We start from the raw sequence: 25700 nt of genomic DNA, 5'->3' as shown, positions 1-25700 counted from the left end.
CAGGCCACCAGCGTGTGTTACGTCACCTTAATGTAAAATGATGTTAAATCCAGCCATCACGGCGCTGCAAGCGGTATTGGGAATTTCGGGAACTGCGTAGTGGTTTTGTGGATTGCGCCCTGTTCTAATTCGCGCTCTGCAATGTTCTGGCGTTGCTGCTACTTTCATTACATTCCTGTATCAACCTGTTTCAAGTACGCCGGAGCCTGACTGATGACCCGAATGGTCACCTCGCTTTCAGCCCTGATCCTCAGTATTGTCCTGCTGGTCAGTGGCAACGCCTTTCTAATGACCCTGTTGGGTGTGCGACTGAGTATTGAGGCGGTCTCGCCGAACATTATCGGCTGGATCCTGGTGTGCTACTCCATTGGCTTCGTGTTGGGCACGCTTTACGTGCATCTTATCATCGGACGTGTCGGGCATATCCGGGCTTTCGCAGTCTTTGCCGCGATGGCGGCGGTGTGCGCCCTGCTGTACCCCATGGCCGTGTCCGAGGTGTTCTGGGCCATTTTGCGTGCGTTGTCGGGTTTCAGTGTGGCGGGCGTGCTGGTGGTGATTGAGAGCTGGTTCAGCAGCCGCGCCACCAACGCCAACCGGGGTGCCCTTTTTGCGGTTTACCAGATTGTGTTCTACCTGTCCGCCGCCGGCGGGCAGTTGTTGATCAACGTCGGTGAGCCGTCTTCGTTCATACCGTTTTCACTCGCCGCTGTCCTGCTGACGCTGGCGCTGATTCCATTGTCGTTGACGCGGATGGATGCGCCGGTGATCGAGCAGTCCGAGCGGCTGTCGTTCTTTACCCTGGCGCGGGAGTCGTTCACCGGGGTTTCCGGTGCGCTGATCTGTGGCGTCATGATCGGTTCTTTTTATGCGCTCGGCCCGGTCTACGCCACCCTGGTGGGGCTGGAGGTCAGCCGGGTGTCCACCTTTATGGCCAGTGCCATCGTCGCGGCCATGCTCCTGGCCTGGCCGCTGGGGCTGGTGTGTGACCGGTTTGACCGGCGCCGCGTCATGTTCTGGGTGGCGGTAACAGCGGGCACCGCGGCGGTGTCGGTTGGCATCCTCGGGGCCGAACGGATGTGGCTACTGACCCTGCTGGTTGGCCTGTTTACGGGCCTCTCGGCGACGCTCTATCCGATCGCGGTTGCAATTACCAACGACCGGATGGAAAGCAATCGTATCGTGGCCGCCAGCGCAACACTGCTGCTGAGTTATGGCGTGGGCAGTGTCATCGGCCCCATCGTCATGGCAGAGTTGGTGGGCATACTGGGCCCCAGGGGGCTGTTCTTCGGTAACGCCGGGTTCCTGGTGGTGTTGGCGGTTATAACCAGTTATCGCATCAGCCACACCGACGATGTGCCGGTGGCGGAGCAGGAACACTTCATCCCCGCCATGCCTGAGACTTCGCCGGTGCTGACGGAAATGGACCCCCGTAACGAGGAGTTTCACCAGTCCGCGGAAGCGACTGAGTTTCACGAAGAGGACATGCGAAAGACCGGTTGATTGGACCGGTCTCTTTCGAACCTCGGGCTGAGTCTCTCGGTTTTCCCCAATTTTGTTTCACCTTGCATATCTGTTTTTATCATAATGGTTAGCTTACTATTGGTAGCTTCGTTCGTCACTGCACTGTTTCGGCAGTGGTATTCGTTACAGGTAGTACAGCAGTCGATACCTATTACCGGAGTCCCAGATCATGAGAGATCAGTTTCCCTTTGCCGTCGCCCGGGTCACCCGTCGCTGGCGCAAATTGCTGGATGAACGCCTTAAGGATCTGGGTGTTACCCAGGCTCGTTGGACCACCATGGTCTATCTGCAACAAGGGGGAGAAGGGCTGACCCAGCGTGAACTTGCCCGCCTGATGGCCATTGAAAACCCGACGCTGGTGCGGTTGCTGGATAGCCTGGAACAACAGGGTCTGATTGAGCGCCGCCCCTGTCCCAATGATCGTCGTGCACGCCGTCTTCACCTCACCAAGGACGGAACCGAGTTCATGAATGTCCTGACCGAGCGTGCGGCTCGCCTGCGTGAAGAGATGCTGGACGGTATCAGCGACCGGGATATCGAAGGTGCCGTCAAGGTGTTCCACAAGATCCTGGAGAATGCAGAGCGGCAACGGTAAAGGTGTGCGGTCAATATATCCGTCTGAAGGGGTTTTGGTCTGAGTGATAACACGGTTGAGGGGCTAAGGGCCCGTTACGGCGAGCGCTGGCGTTGGCTGGCGGTTGCCACGGTCATGCTGGGCACCATGGCAACGGTGCTCAGCGCAACCGTGGTCAATGTTGCCCTACACGACATCATGCTGGAATTCGGTATCCGGCAAGGCCAGGTGCACTGGCTGGCCACCGGGTTCATCGCCGCCATGACCACCACCATGCTGGCCTCTTCGTGGCTGCTGGATCACTTCGGAGTGCGCAAGACCCTGGCCACGGCCATGTTCCTGTTCACGGTGATCTCGCTTCTTGGTGGTTTTGCCACCTCGCCGGAACAGTTGATTGCCGCCCGCATTGGCCAGGGTGCCATGGCGGGGCTGATGCAGCCCATGGGTATGTATCTGGTATTCCGGATTTTCCCCCGCAACCGTCGTGGGCAGGCCATGGGGATCTACGGCATGGGTGTGATTCTTGCCCCGGCCCTGGGCCCGGTTCTCGGGGGCTTCCTGGTGGACCAGTGGGATTGGCGCTATGTGATGTTTGCCCCTGTGCCCGTCACCCTGATCGGCGTGTTTATGGCATGGCGCTTTCTGCCGCTGCCGGTGTCCCGCCCGGCTCCCTACCGTTTTGACTTTCCTGGGCTGGTGCTGTTGGGCATTGCCATCGGTCTGTCCCTGGACACCCTCAACCGGCTGCAGGAGCTGGCGGGGCAGGAAGTACGAATTGCGATCGGGGGTGCTGTTGCCGCCATTGCCCTGGTGCTGTTTGTGATTCGTGAACGACGTGCCCGCCACCCGTTGGTGAACATTGGGCTTCTGCGCAACCCGGCCTTTGTTTACGCCAATTTGGGCGCCATGGCATTGGGGCTCGCCTTGTTTGGCTCCACCTACCTGGTACCTCTGTTCGTACAGACGGCCCTGGAATTCACCGCCACCGAAGCCGGTTTGCTGATGCTGCCAGCGGGCATCGTGCTGGGCATGACCTTTCCACTGGCCGGAAGGCTGGCGGACCGCCTGAGCGCCCGTAAACTGGTGATATTCGGCATTGTCCTGTTCGCCATGTCGGCCATGTTGTTTGCGGTATCGGACATTGAGCTCGCCTTTGGCTGGCTGGCGTTATGGACCGTGTTGGGACGAATCGGCATTGGGTTTATGTTGCCAGCGCTTTCAACGGGCGCCCTGAACCCTCTGGCTCCAGAACAGCTGGGTGCCGGTTCGAGCACCATCAACTTTACCCGCCAGTTGGGTGGGGCCTTTGGTGTCAATATCGTGGCCCTGACCATTGAGTTTGGTGATCACAGCGGCGGTATCCCCACCATTGGGGCGTTTCATACAGCCTGGTGGCTGGTCGCTGTATTCGTCGCGATGGCGGCCATCCCAGTTTGGAAAATGCGCGTATAGTTGCCATCCGGCCAGGTATTGATTAACATTTCCGCACTCTTCAGGGGAGTAGCCTCCGCAACGGAACCCATTTTCAGGGGCGGATGGTAGTCAACATACTTGGGGCTCAATCTCCGTGGCTATCATGTTTCATCGGTAAACCGGTGAAATTGGCAAGACCTGAGGCAGTTTCACCTCCCAGGGCGGAAGGTGGGCTGTCTCATGTCTGAAATATCCGCCCCGGAGTTTTTCATGGACGCTTTCCTCGCTTCAACGTTTGCGGTCGCCATTGCGGAGATCGGCGACAAGACCCAACTGCTCTCTCTCTTCCTGGTTGCCCGCTACGCCAAGCGTACGCCCATCATTCTTGGCATACTGGTCGCCACCTTGCTGAACCATGCCTTGTCGGCCCTGTTGGGCGCCTGGATCGCCGAGTGGATTCCGCAAGCCTGGTTACCCTGGATCCTGGCCATCAGCTTTGTCGCCATTGCGCTCTGGTTGTTGATTCCGGACAAGGATGACAATGGCGATTCGGCGTTCCTGGGTATGGGGGCCTTCATGGCCACGACGGTGATGTTCTTCCTGGCGGAAATCGGCGACAAGACCCAGATCGCAACTGTGGTGCTGGCCGCGCGATATACGGATACCTTCTGGGTGATTATGGGCACCACCGTTGGTATGCTGCTGGCTAATATACCGGTTATCATGGCTGGTAAATGGTTGATGGAGCGGTTACCACTGGCTACGGCCAGAATTGGAGCCAGCCTTCTATTCGTGATTCTGGCTGTTGCCACCGTTTGGACAGCCCTGACGTCGGTCTGATGCACGTTGTTGTCGCCGCAGACCGGATATCGGATTGAGACGCTATGTATCGAACGCAGTTGACAGGTTTTCTGCTGGTTTTGCTGGCCCTGATGTCGGCCAGCGTGGTTGGTGCCGAAACAGAGGCGCAGGCCGCGGGTCAGGAACTGACTACGCCGGAAGGAAAAAGCGACACCCCCGATAAACCCCGAGTTCCCCGGTTTTCCATTGACGGGGATCTGGCCGGGGAGCTGTCGGTGATGACCACCCGCTATGAGGACACCTTTGCGGCCATTGGCAATCAGAACAGTCTCGGTTACCTGGAGCTCGTCAAGGCCAACCCCGGTGTTGATCCCTGGCTGCCCGGTGATGGCACCCGGATAACCGTGCCCCGACACTATGTATTACCGGACGTGAAGCGCGAGGGCATCATCATTAATCTGGCGGAATACCGCTTGTACTACTTTACTGAGGGAAAGGTGCAGGTTTATCCGGTGGGGGTAGGTACCGACGACAACCCATCGCCACTGACCAACGCCAAAGTGACCATGCCACTGGAGTCGCCGGCCTGGTATCCGCCCGCAAGCATCCGCGCCGAATACGAAGCTGCGGGGGAGTACCTGCCGAGGATGATTCCACCGGGGCCGGGCAACCCTCTGGGGTCCCACGCACTGATGCTCAGTGAGAAGGGGTACCTGATTCACGGTACCAACAAGTTGTTCGGTGTGGGCATGCAGGTCAGTCACGGCTGTTTCCGCATGTACAACGAGGACATATCGCGGTTTGTCTATGAAGTCAGTAAGGGCACGCCGGTGCAGGTTATCCGCGAGCCCGTGAAAATCGGCCTGAAAGGTAATGAGGTCTGGCTGGAGGTACATCGCCCTGAAGAAGACTACAGTCAGCAGGACCGTGAACAATTGTGGAAGCAGGTGCAGAAAAAGGTGGAAGACCTCCGCCAGAAAATGCCCGGTGTGGAAGTGAAGCGCATGGCCATTGAACTGGCTGTGGACCAGGCGGACGGCCTGCCGCGGATGGTGGGTGAACGTCTGACCCGCGTCGCGGATGACTCCGCCGGGCCGATGCGAAGTACCCCAGATGGCAATAAAGGTGAGAAACAACGCCTCTGGTTCTGATACCGAAGGCTCTGATCCGCTGAACGGATCCGGGGAGGAGTGATGATCGCTAACCGACCCAACCCACCAAACCCCACCAGCCGCCAGCCCTGGTGGCTGGCCGTGTTCCTGCTGGGCCTGGTGCTTGCCCTGGTCTCTCTTTCCCACACGGTCATCGCCCAGCAGGACGACGCGCCGACAGGTCTTGTGATGACCGTCGACGGTGCTATCGGCCCCGCCACCATGGACTACCTGGTACGTGGCATTCGCCGCGCCGAGTCCGAAGGTGCGGAGTTGCTGGTTATCCGGATGGATACCCCCGGCGGCTTGATGGAGTCCATGCGCGGTATCATCAAGGAAATCCTTTCTTCAGACGTACCCGTGGTGACCTGGGTGTCGCCGGCGGGGGCGCGTGCCGCCAGTGCCGGTACTTATATTCTTTATGGCAGTCACGTGGCGGCAATGGCTGGGGCTACCCATCTGGGCTCGGCCACACCTGTCCAGATGGGTGGGCTGCCAGGCTCCGAGGATCAGAAGCCTTCAGAAGACACCGGGGATGCCAATCCCGATGAAAAGGAAAGCGCCGGGAACGAGGAATCGGCGCAGGATGACGCCTCCGATAAACGCCGGGGCGGCACGGCAATGGAGCGCAAGGTTCTGGAAGATGCTGTCAGCTACATCCGTGGCCTGGCGGAGCGACATGGCCGCAACGCCGACTGGGCGGAGCAGGCGGTGCGCGAAGCTGTAAACCTGGGTGCCGAAGAAGCGCTGGCGCAGAACGTGGTTGATGTGGTGGCTGACAACATGGACAGCCTGATGCAACAGATCGACGGGCGCACCGTGAAAATGGCCAATGGCGAGAAAACGCTGGCCACCGCGAACATTGAATTGACGCGGGCAGACCCGGACTGGCGCACTCGACTGCTATCGGTGATCACCAATCCGAATGTCGCTTACTTCCTGATGATCATCGGCTTCTACGGCATCATCTTCGAACTGTCTAACCCCGGTGCTGTCTTCCCGGGTGTGATTGGCGCCATCTGCCTGATCCTCGCGCTGTTTGCCTTCCAGGTGCTGTCCGTCAATTACGCGGGCCTGGCGCTGATTCTGTTGGGGCTTGCTTTCATTGTCGGCGAGGCCTTTATGCCCAGCTTCGGCATATTGGGCATAGGGGGGATTGTCGCGTTTGTGGCCGGTTCCATCATACTGATGGACGGCAGCCATCAAGAGATTTCACTGCCCACCATCGGTGGCACGGCACTGGTCGCGGCCGGCTTTATCCTATGGACCGTCATCAAATTCATCGGCTTGCGCCGGAAGCACCCGGTCAGCGGAAGCGAACAGATTGTCCACGAGAGAGTGACCGCACTCGACGACTTTCAGGAAGACGATGGGTATTTCAGGGGGCACGTGCGTATGAGCGGTGAACGCTGGAATGCCGCCTGTAAATCCCCGGTAGGCAACGGTGACAAGTTGAGGGTGACTGCGTTGGAAGGTTTGACGGTGTGCGTTGAAGCGGATAAGGCGGAGCCCTGAAGCCGGGCTGGAGAATGTTGACAGGTTACCCGGCGATCAAGCCAACGAAGGAGGCCTTATGAACATCACTGACCTGATTCCCTATATTGCACCCACGGTAGTGCTCCTGCTGATTCTTGGGTCGGCCATCAAGATTCTGCCGGAATACGAGCGTGGCGTGGTTTTCTTCCTGGGGCGCTTTCAAGGTGTCAAAGGGCCAGGCCTGATCATCGTAATCCCCGGTATCCAACAGATAACCCGAGTGGATTTGCGTGTCATTGCGTTGGATGTGCCGAGCCAGGACGTGATCTCGAAAGACAACGTGACAGTTCGGGTCAATGCCGTGCTGTATTTCCGGGTGGTCGACCCAGAGCGGGCAATCATACGTGTCGAGGATTTCGGCTCTGCCACCAGTCAGCTGGCACAAACGACGTTGCGTTCGGTACTGGGCAAACACGATCTGGACGAAATGCTGTCCGAACGGGATAAGCTGAATTCGGATATCCAGAGTATTATCGACGCCCAGACCGAGGAATGGGGCATCAAGGTTGCCAACGTTGAAATCAAGCACGTGGACCTGAACGAGTCGATGATCCGTGCCATTGCCCGACAGGCGGAGGCAGAACGGGAGCGTCGTGCCAAGGTGATTCACGCGGAGGGGGAACTGCAGGCATCGAAAAAGCTTGTTGAAGCGGCCGAAGTTATGTCCGCCAACTCCGGAGCGATGCAGTTGCGTTACATGCAAACTCTGGCGGATATGAGTACCAACAACAGTTCCACGATTGTGTTCCCGCTGCCGATGGAAATGATGTCTGCCTTTATGAGCAACACGCCCTCACCACAGAAGCCGAAGAGCGATAACGACGAATCCTGATGGGGCTTATCAGGCGCGCACAAAAAAGGCCGGGATGAACCCGGCCTTTTCTTTACGCAACAGCCTTACTTCTGGCTGGCACGCTCGAGCATGCGCTTGGCGCGCTCGTTGGCTTCGTTAGCAGCCTTCTGGGCAGCCTTGGCGGCAGCCAGTGCTTCGTCAGCAGTGCGCTGAGCGGAGCGAGCAGCGCTGGAAGCGCTGTTAGCGGTGTTCAGTGCATTTTCAGCGGTCTGCTCGGCAGAAGAAGCGGTTGCATTTGCTTCGTCGAGAGCGCCCTGGTCAGTTGTCGCACAACCTGCGGTCAGTGCGGTGGCCAGTGCAAACCCTGCAATCGTCAGTTTACGCATTGTAAATCCCCTTATTGGTCGTTTTATTTCCTGCGTTCCAGAAGTCGTTGGTGCAGACATTCTGTCAAAACGGGGTCGTTAGCGTTTGGCCAACGACATCGTCAAACAGTGTAAATCAGTCTAGACAGAAATGTTAACTAAGGATACGTAAAAGTTCCTAGGTTATGACAACAACTTAATATTGCAGCAAGAATCTACGCATGAAGCGGGGATTGGATCAGTGTCAGGGGACAATCCGTATTGGCGTGCCGTCGGCCACCAATTGCCAGATTTCGTCCATTTCCTCGTTGCTGACGGCGATGCAGCCATCGGTCCAGTCCAGGCCTAGGAAAGCGAATGCCATATCACCAGCCTCGTTCGGCAAACCATGAATCATGATGCTGCCGCCGGGATCGAGCCCCCAGGCAGAAGCCTGTTCCCGGTCCTCAGCATTGGGATAGGAAATGTGGATGGATTTGTAGAAATCGCTGTTGGAGTTACGCCAATCCAACACATATTTGCCTTCGGGGGTACGCTTGTCTCCCTCGTAGAGCTTGTGCCCTGAGGGATTGTCGCCCAGCCCGATACGGTAGCTGCGCACCACCTGGTCACCGGACAGCAGGTAAAGTCTGCGCTCTTCCTTGCGAACCAGAACCTCGCTGACTTCCGGCGTTTCATCCATGGCGCCCATCGGCAGCTCTGATGCCGACAGCGGGTATAGGGGCGCCAGCGACAACGAGAAAGCAAAGGCCAGAAAGCGGGCAGTGGTAATGTAAAACCGGCCGGCGCCGGAGAGTGAAATCGGCATTTTTAGTAGCATAAAGAGTCAATGATTAATCTTTGTACACGTTATAGCACAGGATTTTTGTGAATCGAACCAGGGTTTTGAGTGTTTTTGTTAAAGATTTTTATTGGTTGTCCATTTTCAGGCCCACTTTCGTCACCCGGTCGGCGTCGGTGGCCCTTGCGACCAGGGTGACGGGGCCCAGCACCACCTTATCACCCACCACCGGATGCCCTTTGGTGCGCCGTGCAAAGCACTCGGCCAGCGACAGCTCCGGGGGCAACTGGTCAAACTCGATGCCGTAGACTTGCTCCACATCCCCCAGCAGTGCATCGCCATTGAGCACAAAGTCGCCAAAGAAGGCGCGCTCAGCGAGGTATTTGGGAGCGTGGCGACCACTGAGGGCTTTGCCCAGCTCGGAAAGCATCGCCGGGGTTGCAAACATCGCCAGTACATCGCCAGTGGCGACTTCCATATCAGGGCTTGGCTGATAACACGTTCGTTCACGGAACACGCCGGCAATGGCGGTGTTGTCCGGCAACCGGAGCTGGCCCAGAGGTCGGGGTGATTCCCAGGCCCCGCCCCGCAGCGGGAACAGCATCAGTTCATGATCCCCGGCGGCCGGGACATCGAGGGGCAAGCGGCGGTAGGGATCTTCACCGGCAGGAACTTCCAGGCGCAGCTTTCTGGCTAGTGGCGCCATGGTGGTCCCCTGGACCACCAGCGATACCAGCACGATGAAGAAGGCAACGTGGAAAATGAGTTGGGCCTCCGGCAGCCCGGCGATGATCGGGAATAGCGCCAGCACAATGGGCACGGCGCCTCGCAATCCAACCCAGCTGATAAAGCCCAGTTCGCGTCGATTAAAGCCAAAGGGCCAGAGTGTCGCCATGACTGTCAGCGGCCGGATCAGGAAAATCAGCGCCAGCGCCAGAACCAGACCGCCTCCGGCGAGCGGCAACAGTTCCGAGGGCGTGACCAGCAACCCCAGCATCAGGAACAGGCATAGCTGGGCCAGCCAGGCGAGGCCATCGTGAACCTGGAGAATCATCGGCATCATTCGCACCGGCCGGTTGCCAACGACCACACCGGCCAGGTAGATCGCCAGGAAGCCACTCCCCCCGAGCGCGTTGGTGCCGGAGAACACCATGATGCCGGCTGCCACCACCAGCAAAGGATAAAGCGACGGGGTCAGCCGAACCCGGTTGGCCAGTTCCACCACGATGAAGCCGCCGGCTACGCCCACGGCGCCGCCAATGCCGAATTGCTTCACCAGCATCAGCAGCGCCATCCAGCCTTCGGACGTGCCGCCTGCCGCGATCATGGTGACCAGCATCAGGGTCAGGAAAATGGCCATCGGGTCGTTGCTGCCGGACTCGATTTCAAGGGTCGCACTGACCCGTTCATTCAAATGAAGCCCGCGCCCCTGAAGCAGGGAGAACACCGCTGCAGCATCCGTTGAGGAAATAATGGCGCCGAGCAGCAGTGCGGCCATCCAGTGCATATCGAACACCCACCAGGCCACCAGGCCGGCCCCGGAGGCGGTCAGGAACACGCCAACGGAGGCGAGTACCAATGCCGGGCGGAGACCAACGCGAAACGTTTCTGCCCGGGTGCGCATGCCGCCATCCAGCAGGATCACGCCGAGCGCCAGGTTGGCGATCAGGAACGCCAGCTCGAAGTCGTCGAACAGGATGCCACCGGGACCGTCTTCCCCCATCATCATGCCGACCACGAGAAATATCAGCAGTACCGGCATGCCCAGCCTGCTGGACAGCGGGCTGAGCATGATGCTGATGACCAGCATCAGAGCGCCGATCAGAGTAACTAGCGGATCCATTCCTGCTCCGGCCTGGGATTATGTCTCGATGATAGCAGGGTCACGAGCGGATCAGTGCAGTTTCAGGCGCGGGTGCATGGCTCGGCTTATCCGGTCCATCAACCAGATGATTCCGGTTCGAACGACGCCGTGCAGCGCGACCTGGTGCATGCGGTAGAGCGACAGGTAAAACAGGCGCGCGACTTTGCCCTCGATGTACATACTACGACCGGAGAGATTCCCCATCAGGTTCCCCACGGTGGTGTAGCGGCTGAAATTGATCAGCGAGCCATGGTCGTTGTAGACAAACGGAACCGCCTCACGGCCTTCCAGTCGATGACACAGGGTCTTGAAAAGAGTGTCCGCCTGCTGGTGCGCGGACTGAGCACGCGGTGGTACGGGCCGTTCTGACTGGGGCTGGGGGCACTCGGCGCAATCGCCAAAGGCAAAGATGTCCGGTGCCGTGGTGGCCTCCAGGGTTTGCTTCACCTTGATCTGGTTGCCACGGTTCGTTTCCAGGCCGTCCAGGGTTGCCAGAAACGCAGGCGCCTTGATGCCGGCGGCCCAGATGGTCATCTCCGAGGCGATTTCCGTGCCGTCTTTGAGCACCACCACGCCATCACGGACTTCGCTGACGGGCTCGCCAGTCATCACCCTGACATTCTGGTGATCCAGTTCGCGGGTCGCGGCCTCGGAAAGCCGGCCCGGCAGTGCTGGCAGAATGCGGTCAGCGGCTTCGACAACGGTAATAGACACGTCCTCCGGCCGCAGGTGATTCATGCCGTATATCGGCAGTTCCCTGGACGCCAGTCGCAGTTCCGCCGCCAGCTCAACGCCGGTTGCGCCGGCGCCAATGATGGTGATGGGCAGTTCATGGCCGCTGCCGGACTGGGCTTCGTGGTTTTTACGCAAAAATGCATTGAGCATCAGGTTGTGGAAACGCCGGGCCTGGTTGAGGCTGTCCAGGAACAGGCAATGATCCTGGGCGCCGGGGGTTCCGAAGTCGTTCGCTGTACTGCCCACGGCAATCACCAGAGTGTCATAACCGATGCGACGTTCCGGCACGACTTCGTCGCCGTCCTCATCGTGGAATGGGGCGATGATCACTTCCCTGGCGTTGTGGTCCAGGCCGTCCATGCGCCCGAGCTGGAATTCATAGTGATGCTTGCGTGCGTGGGCCCGGTAGTTGATTTCGTTGGCGTTGGCATCCAGCGAGCCGGAGGCCACTTCGTGAAGCAGGGGTTTCCAGACGTGGGTCAGGCCGGCGTCGACCAAGGTGATACGGGCTTTGCGTTTCTTTCCGAGTTTGTTACCGAGGCGGGTGGCCAGCTCAAGACCGCCCGCGCCGCCGCCTACGACGACGATATGATGCAGATTATCCATGACAAGGGTTCCTGAAGTGAAGATAGCCAAGAACTCTCGTCAAAAACCCTTGGCTGTCCTCACTGGGGAAGGCAACGACACAGAGCGGTAATGCTAACGCACTGTTGTGACAGGGACAATTCGCCGTTAGTACCTATATCCGGGGCAGGCCCTGAGCCGGCGGGCTCTAGTGGCGGGCACGATAGTGATCGAGCATGGCTGCCATGTCTTCGGCAAGCTCCGCGACCTGTTCAGAGCGGATCTCCCGCTGGGCAAAAGACCGGAGGCCAATGATCTGTGCCTGAAGTAGTCTTGCCAGCCGGGCGCAGTGGGTTCCCGGTGCCAGTTCGCCCTGGAGTTTCGCCTGTTCCAGAAGATCAGTCAGGGCCTGCTCAATGGCGTTCAGGATCGAATTTGCCTGGTTTGCAATGGCAGCGTTGGTGTTACTGGCCTCGAGCAGGGTTTTAACGACCATGCAGGCGCGGGATGGCGACTCACCACCCGGGCTGGCCTGTCGTGCGATGCAACGAAGGTGCTCCTGCAACCCATCCAGTATCGACGAATTTCCAGCCAGATGTTCGCGCAGTTCCAGCCCGCTTCTTTGTGCATAGGCAGCCAGCGCTTCGCTGAACAGACCATCCTTGCTGCCAAAGGTTGCATAGATACTACCTGGGCGCATGTCCAGAGCCTGCTCAATCTGTTTCATGGAAGCACCTGCATAGCCGCGTTCCCAGAACAGGTTCATTGCTTTGTCCAGCGCTATTTGTCGATCGTAACGGGCGTTTCTGGCCATGGGTATCTGTCAACATCTGATAATTGAACGTGGACTAATGATAACTTGAGTGATCGCTCAAAAACAGTTAGGGTGAATCCGTAATTGAACGAACGCTCAATATTGTCAATGAGGAGAGTGTTATGACAGATTTCCCAATTCACGACATCGAGTCCGCCCCGGAAAAATCAAAGCCGCTTTTGGAAAAGTCCCAGAAGGGGTTTGGCATGATTCCGGGCCTGCATGGAATCATGGCGGAGGCACCTGGCACTCTCGAGGCGTACCAGACCCTTCATCAGTTGGTACTCGACAGCAGCTTTGACAACGAGGAGACCACGGTGGTCTGGCAGACCATTAACGTGGAGAACGCCTGTCACTACTGCGTACCGGCGCACACCGGAATCGCCAAGATGATGGAAGTATCAGACGACATTATTAACGCATTGCGCGATGAAACGCCGTTGCCAAGCGATAAACTTGAGGCTTTGAGGACATTTACTCTTGCCGTCATGCACAAGAAAGGCAATGTCGGCAAGGAAGACCTGGACGCGTTCTATGGTGCTGGATATAAGCATCGTCAGGTACTGGAAGTGATCCTGGTGCTGTCCCAGAAAGTGATGAGCAACTACATCAACCACATTGCGGAAACGCCGGTTGATGAGCCGTTCCAGAAGTTCGCCTGGGAAAAGAAGAAGTAACAGGATGACTCCCTGACGTTACGGGTGCGGTTCAGCCCGCATCCGTTGCCAGTATCCGCGCCTGCCGCTGGCGTTTCTGCTCCAGCACCTTGTCCACGCATTGGTTCTCGTCCTTCAGAATGACCACGCATTCCAGGCACTGGATACATTCGTTGTAGTCAATTCGACCATCCTTATGGATCGCATTGATACCGCAACTGTTCTTGCAGTGCTGACAGGGCTTGCCGCAAAGCTCCACCCGATCGAGCCAACTGAACAGGCGCAGCTTGCCCAGAACTGCCAGGCCGGCGCCGAGCGGGCACAGGTAGCGACAGTAGAACTTGTGGATGAACATACCCACAACCAGCAGGCCAACGGCATAGACCACGAAGGGCCAGTAGCGCACAAAGAAGAGGGTGATGCCGGTCTTGAAGGGTTCCACTTCCACCAGCTTTTCCGCCAGTTCCAGTGAATAGAAGGCCGTTCCCACCAGCACCAGAAGGATCGGGTATTTCAGCAGAATCAGCCGACGATGCCATTTCTCCGGCACCTTTACCTGGCGGAACTTCAGTTTCTCACCCAGCCAGGCCGCCATCTCCTGCAGTGCGCCAAAGGGGCATAGCCAGCCACAGAACAGCCCGCGCCCCCAGATAAACAGGCTGACGAACGTATAGATCCAGAGAATGAACAACACCGGGTCCATCAGGAACACGTTCAAGGAAAAACCATCCCAGATGGCCAGGAACAGGGTGTAGATATTCACCACCGACAACTGTCCTTGGGCATAGAAGCCGATAAAGAACAGGGTGAAGAACAGAAAGCCCCAGCGAAACCGATGTATCAGTTTCGGATGCCGTCTGAGGGTACGCTGGCGCGCGAAGAACACCGTCAGGAGTGTGAGGCTGAGGACCAATAGGGAGATGGTCAGCCAGCGTTCCTTCCACAATCCGATCCACACCGGTTGGCGACTGTCCTCCGGCCGGGGTGCCACTTCGACGGCTTCGAACAGGTCCTGGGCAAAGGCCATCGGGATCTCCAGCTCGGTGCTGTCGGCCACCAGGTGATTCTTCCGCAGTGTAACGCCCAGCTTCAGGGTCGCTTCGGCACCGGGATTGAAGCCGGCGTTGCCGCCGACCCGGAACAGGGTTGTCCTGCCCAACTCCGGCATGCCGTCGGCGGTGATCTGTATGTTCTGATCGAACACGTTGATGTCGCGAATGTCCAGCGACAGATTGTTTTGCTGCAATCCCAGGCGATCTGGGGAGCTTCCTGGCGTGAAATCATCCGGTAGGTGTGGATAAAGTCCACGGGACATCACAGCGAGTATCTGGGCGTCCGGCCCCGTCTTTTCTTTCAGTCGCTCGAAGCCCTCGTCGCCCAACAGGTTATGGCCCACCATCGGCGCATTGATGTATCCAAAAAATAGCTCAGTGAAGGGCTCGCCGGGGTCCGGTTGCGGCGCGTCGGGGTAATCCACCAGGGGCGAGCCCAGCTTCTGTTCAATCTCCGCCGGGCTGATCTGCCAGTGGCCGAGGTAGCCCCGGTCGATCAGCTGCGCCCAGGACAGCGGTTGGTAGAAATCGGTCCTCGCTCGGGTTGGCGCTTCCTGAGTAAATCCGGCGAGCTTTTTGCGGGCCACCTTGAGAGCCGATGACAGGACGGTGTCGTTGATGATCAGCACAGACACCGTGGCCTTACTCACGCCATCGAAATGCACCACGTTGCCATCCGGGCTTTTGCCGCTGCGGGAGCCTGACGTGTCGATAACAATCTGTTCGGTGAGTGAGCGGCCCTCGTATTGGTCGATGAACTCGAACAGCGGCTCCTCGCCCAGTCCGTGAAGAAACACCGGCTCGTGGTGGTTGAGAATGCGGATACCGGTAAAGCGACCACGGCTGTCGAGCCCGATCAACATGCTGACGGGTTTCCCGGCAAAGCCCTGGAGCGGGCTGATATCGCGGGATTCGTAAGCGTAGCCTATTAGTTCCTGAAGCTGATACACCGGATACACCGGGTAGTCCGGCAACCGGTCGCGAATGTCCGTGGCCTTGGGGAACAGTTCCTGTATTAACGCGTGCTTCTCATCGTCCAGAGCGCCATACGTCGCCAGGGGAAAACAGGCTAGGACCAACAGCAGCAACAGCCGCCCGCGCATGGTGTTTCTCCATCGATTTATTGTTGTTGGTCAGATCCATGCTAGAGATTTGCTATGCCGGCACAATGCGACCTCCGGGCCGGGCAGATGCTACTTTGTGAGGAGAAAGCGGGGGTGAGGAGGAACGCTGAAGCTGATCAGTTCAGTCGAATCACCCGCCCCATCAATCGCCGCCAGTCGATGGGCAGCCGGTTTTCCAGCTCCACCAGGGTGGGGTCTTTGGTGTGCAGGGCTTCGAAGGGACGCTTGCTGGCGAAGATCACCGTGTTGTTGGTTTTACTCTTGAACAGCAGCAGGACTGCAAATTCCGCGCGAAGTTGATGGAACAACGGGCCATTGATGTCGGGTGTGCGATGGTAGTTGATGGCAAGCCAGCCACTGCCGCCGAGTACCCGGCTGGATTGTCTGATAAACTGCCGCTGGGCCTGGGCCGGGCTCATACGGTCGGAGTTGTACATATCGGCCAGGATGAGATCGCTGCTACCATCCGGCGCTTTGCCGAGGGCGTTCCTGGCATCGCCAATGGTCATCATCAGGTTGGCGGAATGCGGCAGGCTGAAGTACTCGCGGGCCACTTCCAGCACCCGGGGCCGCAGTTCCACCGCATGCACCTGGCACTCAGGCAGAAGGTGCAACAGTGCACTGGCCATTACGCCGCCGCCGAGGCCGAGAACCGTGGCGTGTGCGGGTTGCGCAAAGGCAACAGGCAACAGCATGGCGCGGCTGTACTCATGAACGGGAAGATGGGGCCTGCGGCGATCTATCTTGCTTTGCTCAAACACCGAATCAAAGGTCATCACCCGATGTTTGCGATAGTCGACCACCAGAATGCCACCGAGTGCGTCCCGGGTGTAATGGATAATCTCGCCCTTCACGGTGGCGTCCCTTGTCTGATCGCTGCGTCGTTATTCTGGGCATTTATCCACCGCTTCTCAAGCCACACGTCAGGGCCGGAGGCCGCGCACCTGTGAACATGGATACGTTCGACGCCCTCGCTTGTCCGTTGGACGGTGAGCCCCTGAGCCAGTCCGGTACCTGCTGGCGTTGTCCGGCGGGCCATAGTTTTGATGTTGCCCGCCAGGGCTATTTGCACCTGCTACCTGTCCAGAAGAAGCGCTCGCTGGACCCGGGTGATAGCAAGGACATGGTGGCAGCGCGCCGGCGTTTTCTGAATGCCGGTTTCTATCAGCCCGTTGCAGAGGCCGTGAACAAGGCAGTGACGACCGACGCCGGCGATGCCAAGCCACTGGCCTGCCTGGACGCTGGGTGTGGTGAAGGCTATTACCTCCGACAACTGGCAGCGTCGAACATGGACAGGTCTCTTGCGCTGGTGGGGGTGGATATCTCCAAGTGGGCGATCCTGGCTGCCGCGAAGCAGGACAAGCGCCCCCGTTGGCTGGTCGGCAGCAACGCCAATCTGCCGGTCCTGAGCGGTACCCTGGATTGCGTACTCTGCCTGTTTGGCTTTCCCGTCTACAGCGAATTTGCACGCGCGTTGAAGCCTGGCGGCATGGTCATCCAGGCCGACGCTGGCCCGGATCATCTGCGGGAACTGCGGGAGATTATCTATCCGTCAATCAAGCCTGAGAAACCGCCGATGGCAGAGGTACCGGACGGGTTTTCGGACTTGGGCACAGAAACGGTTCGATATTCACTGACCCTGGAAAATCAGGCTGCCATTGCCGACCTGCTGGCGATGACGCCGCATTTTTACCGCGCGCCGGCGGAGGGGCGGGTTCGTGCCGAGACACTGGAAACCTTGACGGTGACGGTGGAAGTCAAGCTGAGGCGTTGGGTTCGGGATTCTGCCGTTACGACGACAACGCCTCGATAGCTTCGTTCGCTTCCATGGTCCGGGCCAGATCCTCTGCCGATTGCCCATCTTCATCCTTTAACGATTTATCCGATCCCGCTTCGAGCAAACGCTCAACCATATCTACCCGATTGAACATGGCGGCGACCATCAGCGGCGTTTTTGCGCCTGCCGGGCGATGGTCGACGTTGGCACCGGAGGTCAGCAGCAGGTCTACAATGTCGGTATTACCCTGATACACCGCGCTGGCCAATGGCGTTTGCAGTTGGTCGTTGGCCAGGTTGGGGTCGGCACCCTGTTCCAGCAGCAGGCGTGCGGTATCCTTGTGGCCGTTGCTGCAGGCGAGCATCAGCAGGCTGTCGCCGGTGTTGGTGCGGATGTCCACGGGCACGCCGGCGTTGAGCATCACGCTGAGCGGGCCGGCGCCGCCATTCCGGGCCAGTTCGAACAACCCCTGGGCGAACGCAATGGCGTCTTCGTCCTGTTGGTTGTCGGGGTTTTGGGGCCTGGTTGGCTTGTCGTGGCTCATGGTTTTCCTCTGGTTTCATAGCGAATCTTGGGCAACCGTAACACGCCAGAAGCCAGCCAAGAATTGGACTTGGGTACGGTATGGATCTGGACAGACCCACAACACCACTGTTAAAACCGTGCTATCAGGTAAGCAAAACCATCAAGGGTACAGGAGAACAGGTCTGTGAAAATCAAGGTTCGAGGTATTGAAGAAGGTCAGCTGGTGCCGGAGAAATTCGCATTCGGCGTCTACAACGAACAGGACCACATGAGCTTTGGCCCCAACCGCAACCCGGAACTGGTCTGGGAGGATGCACCGGAGGGCACCAAAAGTTTTGTGGTGATGATGTTTGACCCGGACGTGCCCAGCGTGGCGGACGACGTCAATCAGGAAGGCAAAACCGTGTCGAAGGACATTCCCCGGGTGGATTTCTTCCACTGGCTGCTGGTGGACGTGCCGGCCTCCACATCCCGCATTCCCGAGGGTGAGGACAGCGATGGAGTGATTCCCAAGGGCAAGGAGCCCGGCCCGGGGCCGATCGGACTCCGTGGCGTAAACAACTACACCCAGTTCCTGGCTGGCAATCCAGACATGGCGGGGACCTATGCCGGCTACGATGGTCCGTGCCCGCCCTGGAACGATGAAATCCTTCATCATTACCACTACGAAGTGCACGCGCTGGATGTTGAAACTCTGGGGCTGGATGGTGAGTTCGATGGTGCCGCGGTTCGTGAAGCCATGGCAGGCCACGTTCTGGCCAGTGCCCGGGTGACCGGTACCTACACGCTGAATCCGGATTTACGCAAAGACTGACTGGCCACAATACTGTTTCCCGGCTGGCGGTCAAACGCCTATCGGTGTGCGAATGGGGGTTTTGATTTAGACAATGAGAATTGTTAGCATTTGCGCCTCATTAACATGAGGTAATGCCTGTCATTCATGTGGGTGTGGGCAAAATGCATTAACCATTCGAGATTTGTCTATGAAAACTCCGGAGTCACGTCCCCTGTTGCTGGCCTTGGCTGTAGCGGCTGTCCACGGCCCTGCGCTGGCGCAATCTTCCTCCAATACCCAGTCAGGCGACAACACCAAAGCGTTACCTGACCTGGTTATTACCGCCACCCGCAACAAGAGCACAGCGGGAGAGACTCCGCAGAAGACAACCATCATTACCCGCGAGCAGATCGAGCAACAGCAGGCGATTTCCAACGACCCCGGCCAGGTGCTGAGCAACCTGATTCCTTCCTATTCTCCGGGCCGTCAGAAGCTGTCCAATGCCGGTGAAACCTTCCGGGGCCGTTCACCTCTGTTTCTGGTGGACGGTGTGCCCCAGAGCAACCCGCTGCGAGACAGTGCACGGGACAGCTACACCATCGATCTGGATATGGTGGAGCGTATCGAAGTCATCCACGGCGCCAGCGCCGAGCACGGCCTGGGCGCGACGGGCGGCATCATCAATTTTGTGACCCGCAGGCCTGACAGCGGGGTGATGTCCCAGTCTGTGTCGGCCAGCGTGACCAGTGACGACGATGTGGATTCCGATGGTCAGGGTTACAAGGTAGGCTACCGGATCAGCGGTCAGCAGGGCCGCTGGGACTATCTTCTGGGCGGGAACATCCAGGAGCGCGGCGTGTTCTACGACGGTGAGGACCGCCTGATCGGTGTGGCCTATCCCGGTGAACTCCAGAACACCGAAAGCCATGACGTATTGGCCAAGCTGGGTTACTGGCTGGACGACGACCAGAACGTGGAGTTTTTCATCAACCGCTTCCAACTGGAAGGCAAGGGTGGATACGTACCGGTAAAGCCAAAACCTGGAGACCGTGACCGCGGCGTGCCCACAACCGCGCGCCCGGGCATCATTGACGGTAAGCCCGGAGAGAATGAGGTGACAACCGCTCGCTTGTCGTACTCACACGGCGATTGGTTCGGCAATCAGGTGGATACTCAGTTCTACAGCCAGACTTTCCGGGCCCGGTTTGCCACCACGCCTTTCTTCCCCTACGTGGACGCCAATGGCAACGACCAGCTCGACCAGACCCGCAATGAATCCGACAAGCTGGGCGCCAAGTTCACCCTCACCCGCGATGGCCTGCTCAACGATTACCTGACACTGACAACAGGGCTGGATGTCCTTGAGGATGAAACCCGGCAGACGCTGGTGGAAACCGGGCGTACCTACGTACCCAAATCGCAGTTCCGCAACTACGCCGCCTTCCTGCAGGGCGATGTTGCGGTCACTGACCGTTTGACCCTGCACACCGGTGTCCGCTATGAACATGCGGAGCTTAAGGTCGACACCTACAACACCATCGACCGCAGCGACGTCACTGATGACAACGTCACCGTCCAGGGCGGCAATCCGGATTTCAACGAAACCCTGTTCAACGCAGGCGTGGTGTTCCAGGCGACGGATCAACTGCAACTGTTTGCCAACTATTCCGAAGGCTTTGGCATGCCGGATGTTGGGCGTGTTTTGCGGGGTATTGATGTTTCCGGACAGGATGTGGATAACCTGATTAAGTTGGTACCCATTGTGACCGACAACCGCGAGGTTGGAGGGCGTTTCAACTGGGACCGCTACCACCTGGAAGTCAGCTACTACGAGTCGGATTCGGACCTTGGCGAGCGCCTGACGGAAGTGAACGGCACTTGGGTCGGCAACCGGGAAAAAACCGAGATCCAGGGTGTGGAAGTCACCGCCGACGCGGACCTGAACGATGCGCATAATCTGGCGTTTTCCTACACCTATGCCGATGGTGAATCCGACACCGACGGTGATGGTGATGTAGATACAGAGCTGAGCGGTATCAATATTGCCCCGGAAACCCTGAAACTGAGCTGGTCAGCTGCCTGGACGAAGACGCTGTCGAGCCACCTTCAGTTCACCCAGTTCCTGGACCGCGACATCGAAGGGGATGACCTGGACTTCGACGGATACGGGTTGGTGGATGGCTCTGTCGCCTACCGGACCGGTGCCGGGAAGCTCTCCCTGGGCATCGAGAACCTGCTGGATAAGGACTACTTCACTTACTACTCCCAGTCTGCCCGGGTGAGTGACGAGTACTATTTCCAGGGCCGTGGCCGCACCGTCACCCTCGGTTATCAGCTCGACTTCTGATCAGTCGACCTGCGAAAGCCCGGGGCATCTCAGTGCTCCGGGCTATACGGTCACCCCAGTTCCCGCCTGAGTCGGTACAGCAGGTAGACGAAGAAGGGCGCGCCGATGCCCGCAACGAAAATGCCTGCCGGTAGATCCCTGGGTATGAACGCAACCCGACCCACCCAGTCCGCATAGAGAAGAATCAACGCGCCGATCAGTGCGGCGATGGGCAGCAGCCCCGTGTGGCCACTGTTGACCAGCCGCCGAGCCATGTGTGGCGCAATCAGGCCGATGAACCCGATCGCACCGGCATAGGCCACGGCGGAGCCTGCCAGCGCCACCGCCAATACCAGGAACAGTAACCGATGGCCCTGCAAGGCACTGCCCAGACCCAGCGCCATTTCTTCCCCCATGGATTGTGCATCGAGGTGTCGGAGCTTGATCAGCGCCAGGGGCCAGCACACCATCAGCCAGGGTGCCAGGGCAATAACGTCGTGCCACTGCGAGGCGTAGAGGCTGCCAGTGAGCCAGATATAAGCATTCATGGCGGTGGCATCGGGGCTCAGTACCAATAGCAGGGTGGTCACGGCGGTGAGCCCGGCTGCCAGCCCGACGCCCACCAGCACCAGCCTGGCGGGGCTGATCCCCCTCTGCCAGGCCAGAGCCGTAATGCCCAGGGCCACGACAAAGGCGCCCCCCATGGCGACGGGTGCCAATAGCAGCGAGGTGCCGGTGATGCCCCCGAGCCAGAGAAACAGCACCGCCGCGGCCGACGCCCCGCTGGTGATGCCAATCACATCCGGCGACGCCAGTGGGTTTCTCACCAGACCTTGCAGGATCAGTCCGGCTGAGCCCAGCGCCGCGCCCACCAGAATGGCCATGAGTATTCTCGGCAGGCGAATTTCCAGAATAATCAGGGCCAGCTCTGACTGGTTCGGGGCGACCAGAGTGCCGAGTACGTCCGTAACCGACGTGGGATGGCTGCCGGACGTCAGTGCGAGGACACTGCTGATGGCCAGTAGTGCTGCCAGAACCACCGTGACCAATAGAACCCTGGCATTGAGTTTGACCGACCAGCGGTCATTGCGGGAGCGAAGAATCAGGGTACGGTTCATGACACCTTCCTCACATGTCGGGCGAGGTGGAGGAACAGCGGTGTGCCTAGCAGCGCCGTCATGACGCCCACAGGAATCTCCTGAGGGGGAATCACCAGCCTGGCGATGGTGTCGGCAGCCAGCAGCAGAGTGGCCCCGATAATGGCCGACAGGGGTAGCAGCCAGCGGTGATCCGTACCAAAGAGCCCTCGGGCCATGTGCGGCACGATCAGACCGACAAAGCCAATCAGCCCTGCCATGGCCACAGAGGTGCCAGCCAGTACGATCACCACAAGGCCGATCAACAGTCGTACCTGCCCCACCCTTAAACCCAGGCCGCGGATGACCTCATCGTCCAGCCCTAGCAGGTTCAGTTGCCGGGACAACAGCAACGCCAGAATCAGGGCTCCGCCGAACATTGGCAGCAATGGCAGGGTTGTATCCAGTTCGCGCCCTGAAACCGAGCCCGCCAACCAGAACAGGATGCTTTCGAAGCGGTCCTGATTGAGGATCAGCAACCCCTGGGCAAAGGATACGAACAGCGCTGTAATCGCGACGCCGGCGAGCACTGTGCGCACGGGGGAAACACCGCGCCCGGCTTCCTGCCCCAGGAAGTACACCAGGGCGGCGGCCGTGGCCGCGCCCGCAAAGGCGGCCCACACCAGTTGCGACGGCGAGGTCAGCGAAAACAGTGTGGCGCCGACGACAACGAAAAACATGGCGCCGGCATTGATGCCAAGAATACCGGGTGATGCCAGTGGGTTGCGGGTCAGCGTCTGCATCAGCGCCCCGGCAATGGCCAGGCCAGCCCCCGCGATCACTGAGGTCACGGTGCGCGAAAAGCGTTCGGAGTGAATGACCAGATGCTCGAGGGATCCGGGGTCGTAGTCCGTCAGGCTATTGATCAGCATCTCCAGCGACACAGGAATGTGGCCGAATATCAGGCTCGATACCGTGGCTGATAGCAGAAGACCGAGACAAACCAGGGTCCCCAGCGTTCTTGCATGTGGGGTGGTCAGCATTGAATGCACCCCCGGTGTTCTGGCTGATGGAGATCGTAGTGCTGGTAGAGTTCGTCCAGCATCCGGTTGGCGGCGATGATGCCAGCGCCCATATTCCAGGTGACCGGGTCCACCTGATAGACGTCGTTATGCCGCACGGCTTTCAGGTTTTTCCAAAGTGGGTGGCTGGACCAGGTGTTGAACGTGCGCTGAACGGCGGGGTCGTCCTCCATGAAGATGAAGACGGCCTCGGCATCCATGGCCGGGATGCTTTCCTGGCTGGTGAGTTTTATGCCCCAGCTTTCCTGGCGATGGGACGCAGGCGCGGTGAAGCCAAGCTCGTCCAGCACGGAGCGGGCGAAACCGCCATAGTAAATGCGGGCATGGTCGGCCCGAAAACTCAGGATGGCCACCTCCTGGGGCCACTGTTCATCCAGCTTTTGGCGGATTCGGGTTCTGAAATCCTCAACCCGTTCCTGCCAGTGCGTCAGCAGTTCCTCACCACGAGCCGTGCGGCCGGTGGCTTTAGCCATCAGCGTAAGCAGCGCCTTGAAATCGTAGACATCGCCCGGTATGACCGTGGGCGCGATGCGCTTCAGCAATGGGTAGATGGTGCGATGCCGGTTCCTGGCGCCGACGATCAGGTCTGGCGACAGCCAGGCGATGCGCTCCAGGTCAGGCTGGGTTTCCAGCCCTAGATAGGTCACGCCCTGAAGGGCTTCACGTAGATACTGATACATCGGCTTTTCGGTCCAGGATTCCACCACGCCTATGGGTTTGATACCAAGAGCCACAGCGGTATCGGTGGCGCCCTGATACAGAGAGACAACGCGATCAGGATGGCCAGCGATGGTTGCCTCACCAAGGGCATGCGCCACGATGGTTACCGGGGTAGTTGCAATGGCAGCGATGGCAGCGGGAGATTGAAAGAGACAGGTAACGATCAGCAGAAAGCTGGCGTAGCGATGCATGGTAAATCCGGTTGTTTGGCGAACAGCAACTAGGGGCTGATTTGATGGTGCCGATTTGATAATGAGAATGGGAGATAATATCATCCGACTTTACTTGAAAGCGACGCCAATATGCCCCTGAATCGACATTCCTCATCCCCGGATTACGATGGTCAGCCGCGACTGCGGGGTGAAGCCGTGTGTGCGGGATACGACGGCCGGCAGGTGCTGACGGACGTGGATTTCACGGTGCGCGAGGGCAGTGTCACCGTTCTTTTGGGACCGAATGGCTCGGGCAAGTCCACGCTGCTCAAAACATTGGCCCGCACGCTGGCTCCCAGCGCTGGCAACGTGTTTCTCGACGGTAACGATATCCATCGTCAACCCACCCGGACTGTTGCGCAACGGCTCGGAATACTGCCACAGAGCCCCTCCGCACCGGATGGCCTGACCGTCAGGGAGCTGGTAGGACTGGGCCGTTTTCCCTATCAGAGCTTGATGCGTCAGTGGTCCCGACACGACGAAGCCGCCGTTGAGGAGGCCATGAGGGTGGCTGATGTTGCGACGTTTGCAGAGCGGCCGGTAGATGCGCTCAGCGGTGGGCAGCGTCAGCGCTGTTGGATCGCCATGGTTCTGGCCCAGGAAACCGACCTGCTTCTGCTTGATGAACCCACCACGTTTCTGGATCTGAAGGTGCAGGTGGACCTGCTGGAACTGCTGGTATCCCTGGCTCACAAGCAGGGCCGGACCCTGCTGGTTGTGCTCCACGACCTCAACCTGGCCGCTGCCTACGCCGACCGGCTGGTGATGATGAAGGCGGGCAGGATTCTGCACGATGGCCCGCCGGAGACTGTGTTTACCGCTGATAACCTCAAGCAGGTATTTGATCTTGATGCCCAGGTTATCCGTGAACCTTTGGCTGGCCGGCCAGTTTGTGTGCCGGTAAAACGAACCGTGGCAGAGACCGCCTCTTTCGCCTCGTCGGTGGCAACGGTATGAATGCCTCCGCCCATCGGTTCTGCGCTGTTGACAGTATTAAGGCCGGCGATCCTCTTGCCGGCACGGCAACCCATGCCGAGAGCAATCTGCTGATCAGTTGGCCGCGGCCAAAGTGGTCGCGAAGCCTGCGAGTCGCCCGTGATATGGATGACGACCTGGCATCACAGATCAACCGTCTTGCGGCCAGCGGGCGGCGGGTGAACCTGATTCACCAGCGTGGTCGTCCGGAGCTCAGTCACCGGCTCTACCTGTTGCCGGAAGGCCGCAGCTTTGATGTTGAGCGGAGCGACTTGCCGGCGTTTCTGGATGCCCTGGCGGCGGGTAATGACCTGAGCGGCTGGAACAGTGAGGCAATGACAGGCTCCCTGGTGCTGTGTTGCACCCATGGCCGCAAGGACAAGTGCTGCGCCAAGTTTGGATATGCGACCTATCAGGCGCTTGCCCGCGCGGTCGCTGACCGGGACCTGCCGTTTGAGGTCTGGGAGAGTTCCCATCTGGGCGGATGC

24 protein-coding genes are annotated in these 25700 nt (G+C 58.9%); 13 read left to right on the top strand and 11 right to left on the bottom strand.

Going from position 1 to position 25700, the window contains the following annotated elements; translation table 11 throughout:
• Positions 1 to 213: 213 nt before the first annotated feature.
• From MDG893_RS15035 to MDG893_RS15005, 7 genes are all read left to right on the top strand, one after another.
• Positions 214 to 1500: an MFS transporter gene (locus tag MDG893_RS15035; RefSeq protein ID WP_007154668.1), complete on the top strand. Its 1287-nt coding sequence runs from the start codon at positions 214 to 216 to the stop codon at positions 1498 to 1500.
• A gap of 190 nt (positions 1501 to 1690) precedes the next feature.
• On the top strand, positions 1691 to 2116 hold the full coding sequence (locus MDG893_RS15030) for a MarR family transcriptional regulator (RefSeq protein ID WP_007154667.1): 426 nt from the start codon (positions 1691 to 1693) through the stop codon (positions 2114 to 2116).
• Between the two features lie 39 nt (positions 2117 to 2155).
• Positions 2156 to 3547, top strand: a complete 1392-nt coding sequence (locus tag MDG893_RS15025) for a DHA2 family efflux MFS transporter permease subunit (RefSeq protein ID WP_040474661.1) — start codon at positions 2156 to 2158, stop codon at positions 3545 to 3547.
• A 231-nt stretch (positions 3548 to 3778) separates the two neighbouring features.
• Positions 3779 to 4348, top strand: coding sequence for a TMEM165/GDT1 family protein (locus MDG893_RS15020; protein ID WP_040474664.1), 570 nt, complete (start codon positions 3779 to 3781; stop codon positions 4346 to 4348).
• A gap of 44 nt (positions 4349 to 4392) precedes the next feature.
• Positions 4393 to 5460 (top strand): L,D-transpeptidase family protein, encoded by a 1068-nt coding sequence (locus MDG893_RS15015; protein ID WP_007154664.1) that lies wholly within the window; start codon positions 4393 to 4395, stop codon positions 5458 to 5460.
• 42 nt (positions 5461 to 5502) lie between these two features.
• On the top strand, positions 5503 to 6975 hold the full coding sequence (locus tag MDG893_RS15010; RefSeq protein ID WP_007154663.1) for an NfeD family protein: 1473 nt from the start codon (positions 5503 to 5505) through the stop codon (positions 6973 to 6975).
• A gap of 58 nt (positions 6976 to 7033) precedes the next feature.
• Entirely contained in the window at positions 7034 to 7828 is a 795-nt protein-coding gene (locus MDG893_RS15005; RefSeq protein ID WP_007154662.1) for a slipin family protein, read from the top strand.
• 65 nt (positions 7829 to 7893) lie between these two features.
• Here the strand turns inward: MDG893_RS15005 and MDG893_RS15000 are convergent, their stop codons facing one another.
• From MDG893_RS15000 to MDG893_RS14980, 5 genes are all read right to left on the bottom strand, one after another.
• Entirely contained in the window at positions 7894 to 8175 is a 282-nt protein-coding gene (locus MDG893_RS15000; protein ID WP_007154661.1) for an Lpp/OprI family alanine-zipper lipoprotein, read from the bottom strand.
• Between the two features lie 223 nt (positions 8176 to 8398).
• On the bottom strand, positions 8399 to 8845 hold the full coding sequence (locus MDG893_RS14995) for a L,D-transpeptidase family protein (protein ID WP_226910032.1): 447 nt from the start codon (positions 8843 to 8845) through the stop codon (positions 8399 to 8401).
• A gap of 217 nt (positions 8846 to 9062) precedes the next feature.
• The gene (locus tag MDG893_RS14990) at positions 9063 to 10778 is read right to left on the bottom strand and encodes a potassium/proton antiporter (RefSeq protein ID WP_007154659.1); all 1716 of its coding nucleotides are present in this window, start codon (positions 10776 to 10778) and stop codon (positions 9063 to 9065) included.
• A gap of 51 nt (positions 10779 to 10829) precedes the next feature.
• Positions 10830 to 12140: an NAD(P)/FAD-dependent oxidoreductase gene (locus MDG893_RS14985; RefSeq protein ID WP_007154658.1), complete on the bottom strand. Its 1311-nt coding sequence runs from the start codon at positions 12138 to 12140 to the stop codon at positions 10830 to 10832.
• Between the two features lie 166 nt (positions 12141 to 12306).
• A complete protein-coding gene (locus MDG893_RS14980) occupies positions 12307 to 12912 on the bottom strand; it encodes a TetR/AcrR family transcriptional regulator (RefSeq protein ID WP_007154657.1) in 606 nt (201 codons plus the stop codon).
• Between the two features lie 122 nt (positions 12913 to 13034).
• On the opposite strand from MDG893_RS14980, the gene MDG893_RS14975 reads away from it, so the two are divergent.
• Complete coding sequence (locus MDG893_RS14975) at positions 13035 to 13589, top strand: carboxymuconolactone decarboxylase family protein (RefSeq protein ID WP_007154656.1); 555 nt, start codon at positions 13035 to 13037, stop codon at positions 13587 to 13589.
• A 31-nt stretch (positions 13590 to 13620) separates the two neighbouring features.
• Here the strand turns inward: MDG893_RS14975 and MDG893_RS14970 are convergent, their stop codons facing one another.
• Both MDG893_RS14970 and MDG893_RS14965 read right to left on the bottom strand, forming a co-directional pair.
• Positions 13621 to 15723, bottom strand: coding sequence for a NosR/NirI family protein (locus MDG893_RS14970; protein ID WP_007154655.1), 2103 nt, complete (start codon positions 15721 to 15723; stop codon positions 13621 to 13623).
• 137 nt (positions 15724 to 15860) lie between these two features.
• Positions 15861 to 16598 (bottom strand): spermidine synthase, encoded by a 738-nt coding sequence (locus MDG893_RS14965; protein WP_007154654.1) that lies wholly within the window; start codon positions 16596 to 16598, stop codon positions 15861 to 15863.
• 11 nt (positions 16599 to 16609) lie between these two features.
• On the opposite strand from MDG893_RS14965, the gene MDG893_RS14960 reads away from it, so the two are divergent.
• A complete protein-coding gene (locus MDG893_RS14960; RefSeq protein ID WP_341857562.1) occupies positions 16610 to 17557 on the top strand; it encodes a putative RNA methyltransferase in 948 nt (315 codons plus the stop codon).
• Here the strand turns inward: MDG893_RS14960 and MDG893_RS14955 are convergent.
• Positions 17535 to 18065 (bottom strand): ankyrin repeat domain-containing protein, encoded by a 531-nt coding sequence (locus MDG893_RS14955; protein WP_007154652.1) that lies wholly within the window; start codon positions 18063 to 18065, stop codon positions 17535 to 17537. The genes MDG893_RS14960 and MDG893_RS14955 overlap by 23 nt on opposite strands.
• 165 nt (positions 18066 to 18230) lie before the next feature.
• Here MDG893_RS14955 and MDG893_RS14950 point away from each other — a divergent pair, with 165 nt between their 5' ends.
• Positions 18231 to 18860, top strand: a complete 630-nt coding sequence (locus MDG893_RS14950; protein ID WP_007154651.1) for a YbhB/YbcL family Raf kinase inhibitor-like protein — start codon at positions 18231 to 18233, stop codon at positions 18858 to 18860.
• A gap of 169 nt (positions 18861 to 19029) precedes the next feature.
• Entirely contained in the window at positions 19030 to 21168 is a 2139-nt protein-coding gene (locus MDG893_RS14945) for a TonB-dependent receptor (protein ID WP_007154650.1), read from the top strand.
• A 50-nt stretch (positions 21169 to 21218) separates the two neighbouring features.
• Here MDG893_RS14945 and MDG893_RS14940 read toward each other — a convergent pair whose 3' ends face one another.
• From MDG893_RS14940 to MDG893_RS14930, 3 genes are read right to left on the bottom strand one after another with little or no spacing between them, the layout of a single operon-like run.
• On the bottom strand, positions 21219 to 22265 hold the full coding sequence (locus MDG893_RS14940; protein WP_007154649.1) for a FecCD family ABC transporter permease: 1047 nt from the start codon (positions 22263 to 22265) through the stop codon (positions 21219 to 21221).
• A complete protein-coding gene (locus MDG893_RS14935) occupies positions 22262 to 23266 on the bottom strand; it encodes a FecCD family ABC transporter permease (RefSeq protein WP_007154648.1) in 1005 nt (334 codons plus the stop codon). The genes MDG893_RS14940 and MDG893_RS14935 overlap by 4 nt, the downstream gene beginning before the upstream one ends.
• Positions 23260 to 24216 carry an ABC transporter substrate-binding protein gene (locus MDG893_RS14930; protein ID WP_007154647.1) on the bottom strand — a complete coding sequence of 319 codons (957 nt, stop codon included), beginning with the start codon at positions 24214 to 24216 and terminating at the stop codon, positions 23260 to 23262. The genes MDG893_RS14935 and MDG893_RS14930 overlap by 7 nt, the downstream gene beginning before the upstream one ends.
• A gap of 111 nt (positions 24217 to 24327) precedes the next feature.
• Between MDG893_RS14930 and MDG893_RS14925 the strand changes: the two genes are divergently transcribed.
• Positions 24328 to 25194 (top strand): ABC transporter ATP-binding protein, encoded by an 867-nt coding sequence (locus tag MDG893_RS14925; RefSeq protein WP_007154646.1) that lies wholly within the window; start codon positions 24328 to 24330, stop codon positions 25192 to 25194.
• A partial coding sequence (locus tag MDG893_RS14920; RefSeq protein ID WP_007154645.1) for a sucrase ferredoxin occupies positions 25191 to 25700 on the top strand: 510 nt, incomplete at its 3' end. The genes MDG893_RS14925 and MDG893_RS14920, both read left to right, overlap by 4 nt.

Origin of the sequence: Marinobacter algicola DG893 (genome assembly GCF_000170835.1) — a bacterium.
GTDB classification, from domain to species: domain Bacteria; phylum Pseudomonadota; class Gammaproteobacteria; order Pseudomonadales; family Oleiphilaceae; genus Marinobacter; species Marinobacter algicola.
The sequence above is the reverse complement of the archived record's forward strand: the minus strand, read 5'-3'. Positions and strand labels throughout refer to the sequence as shown.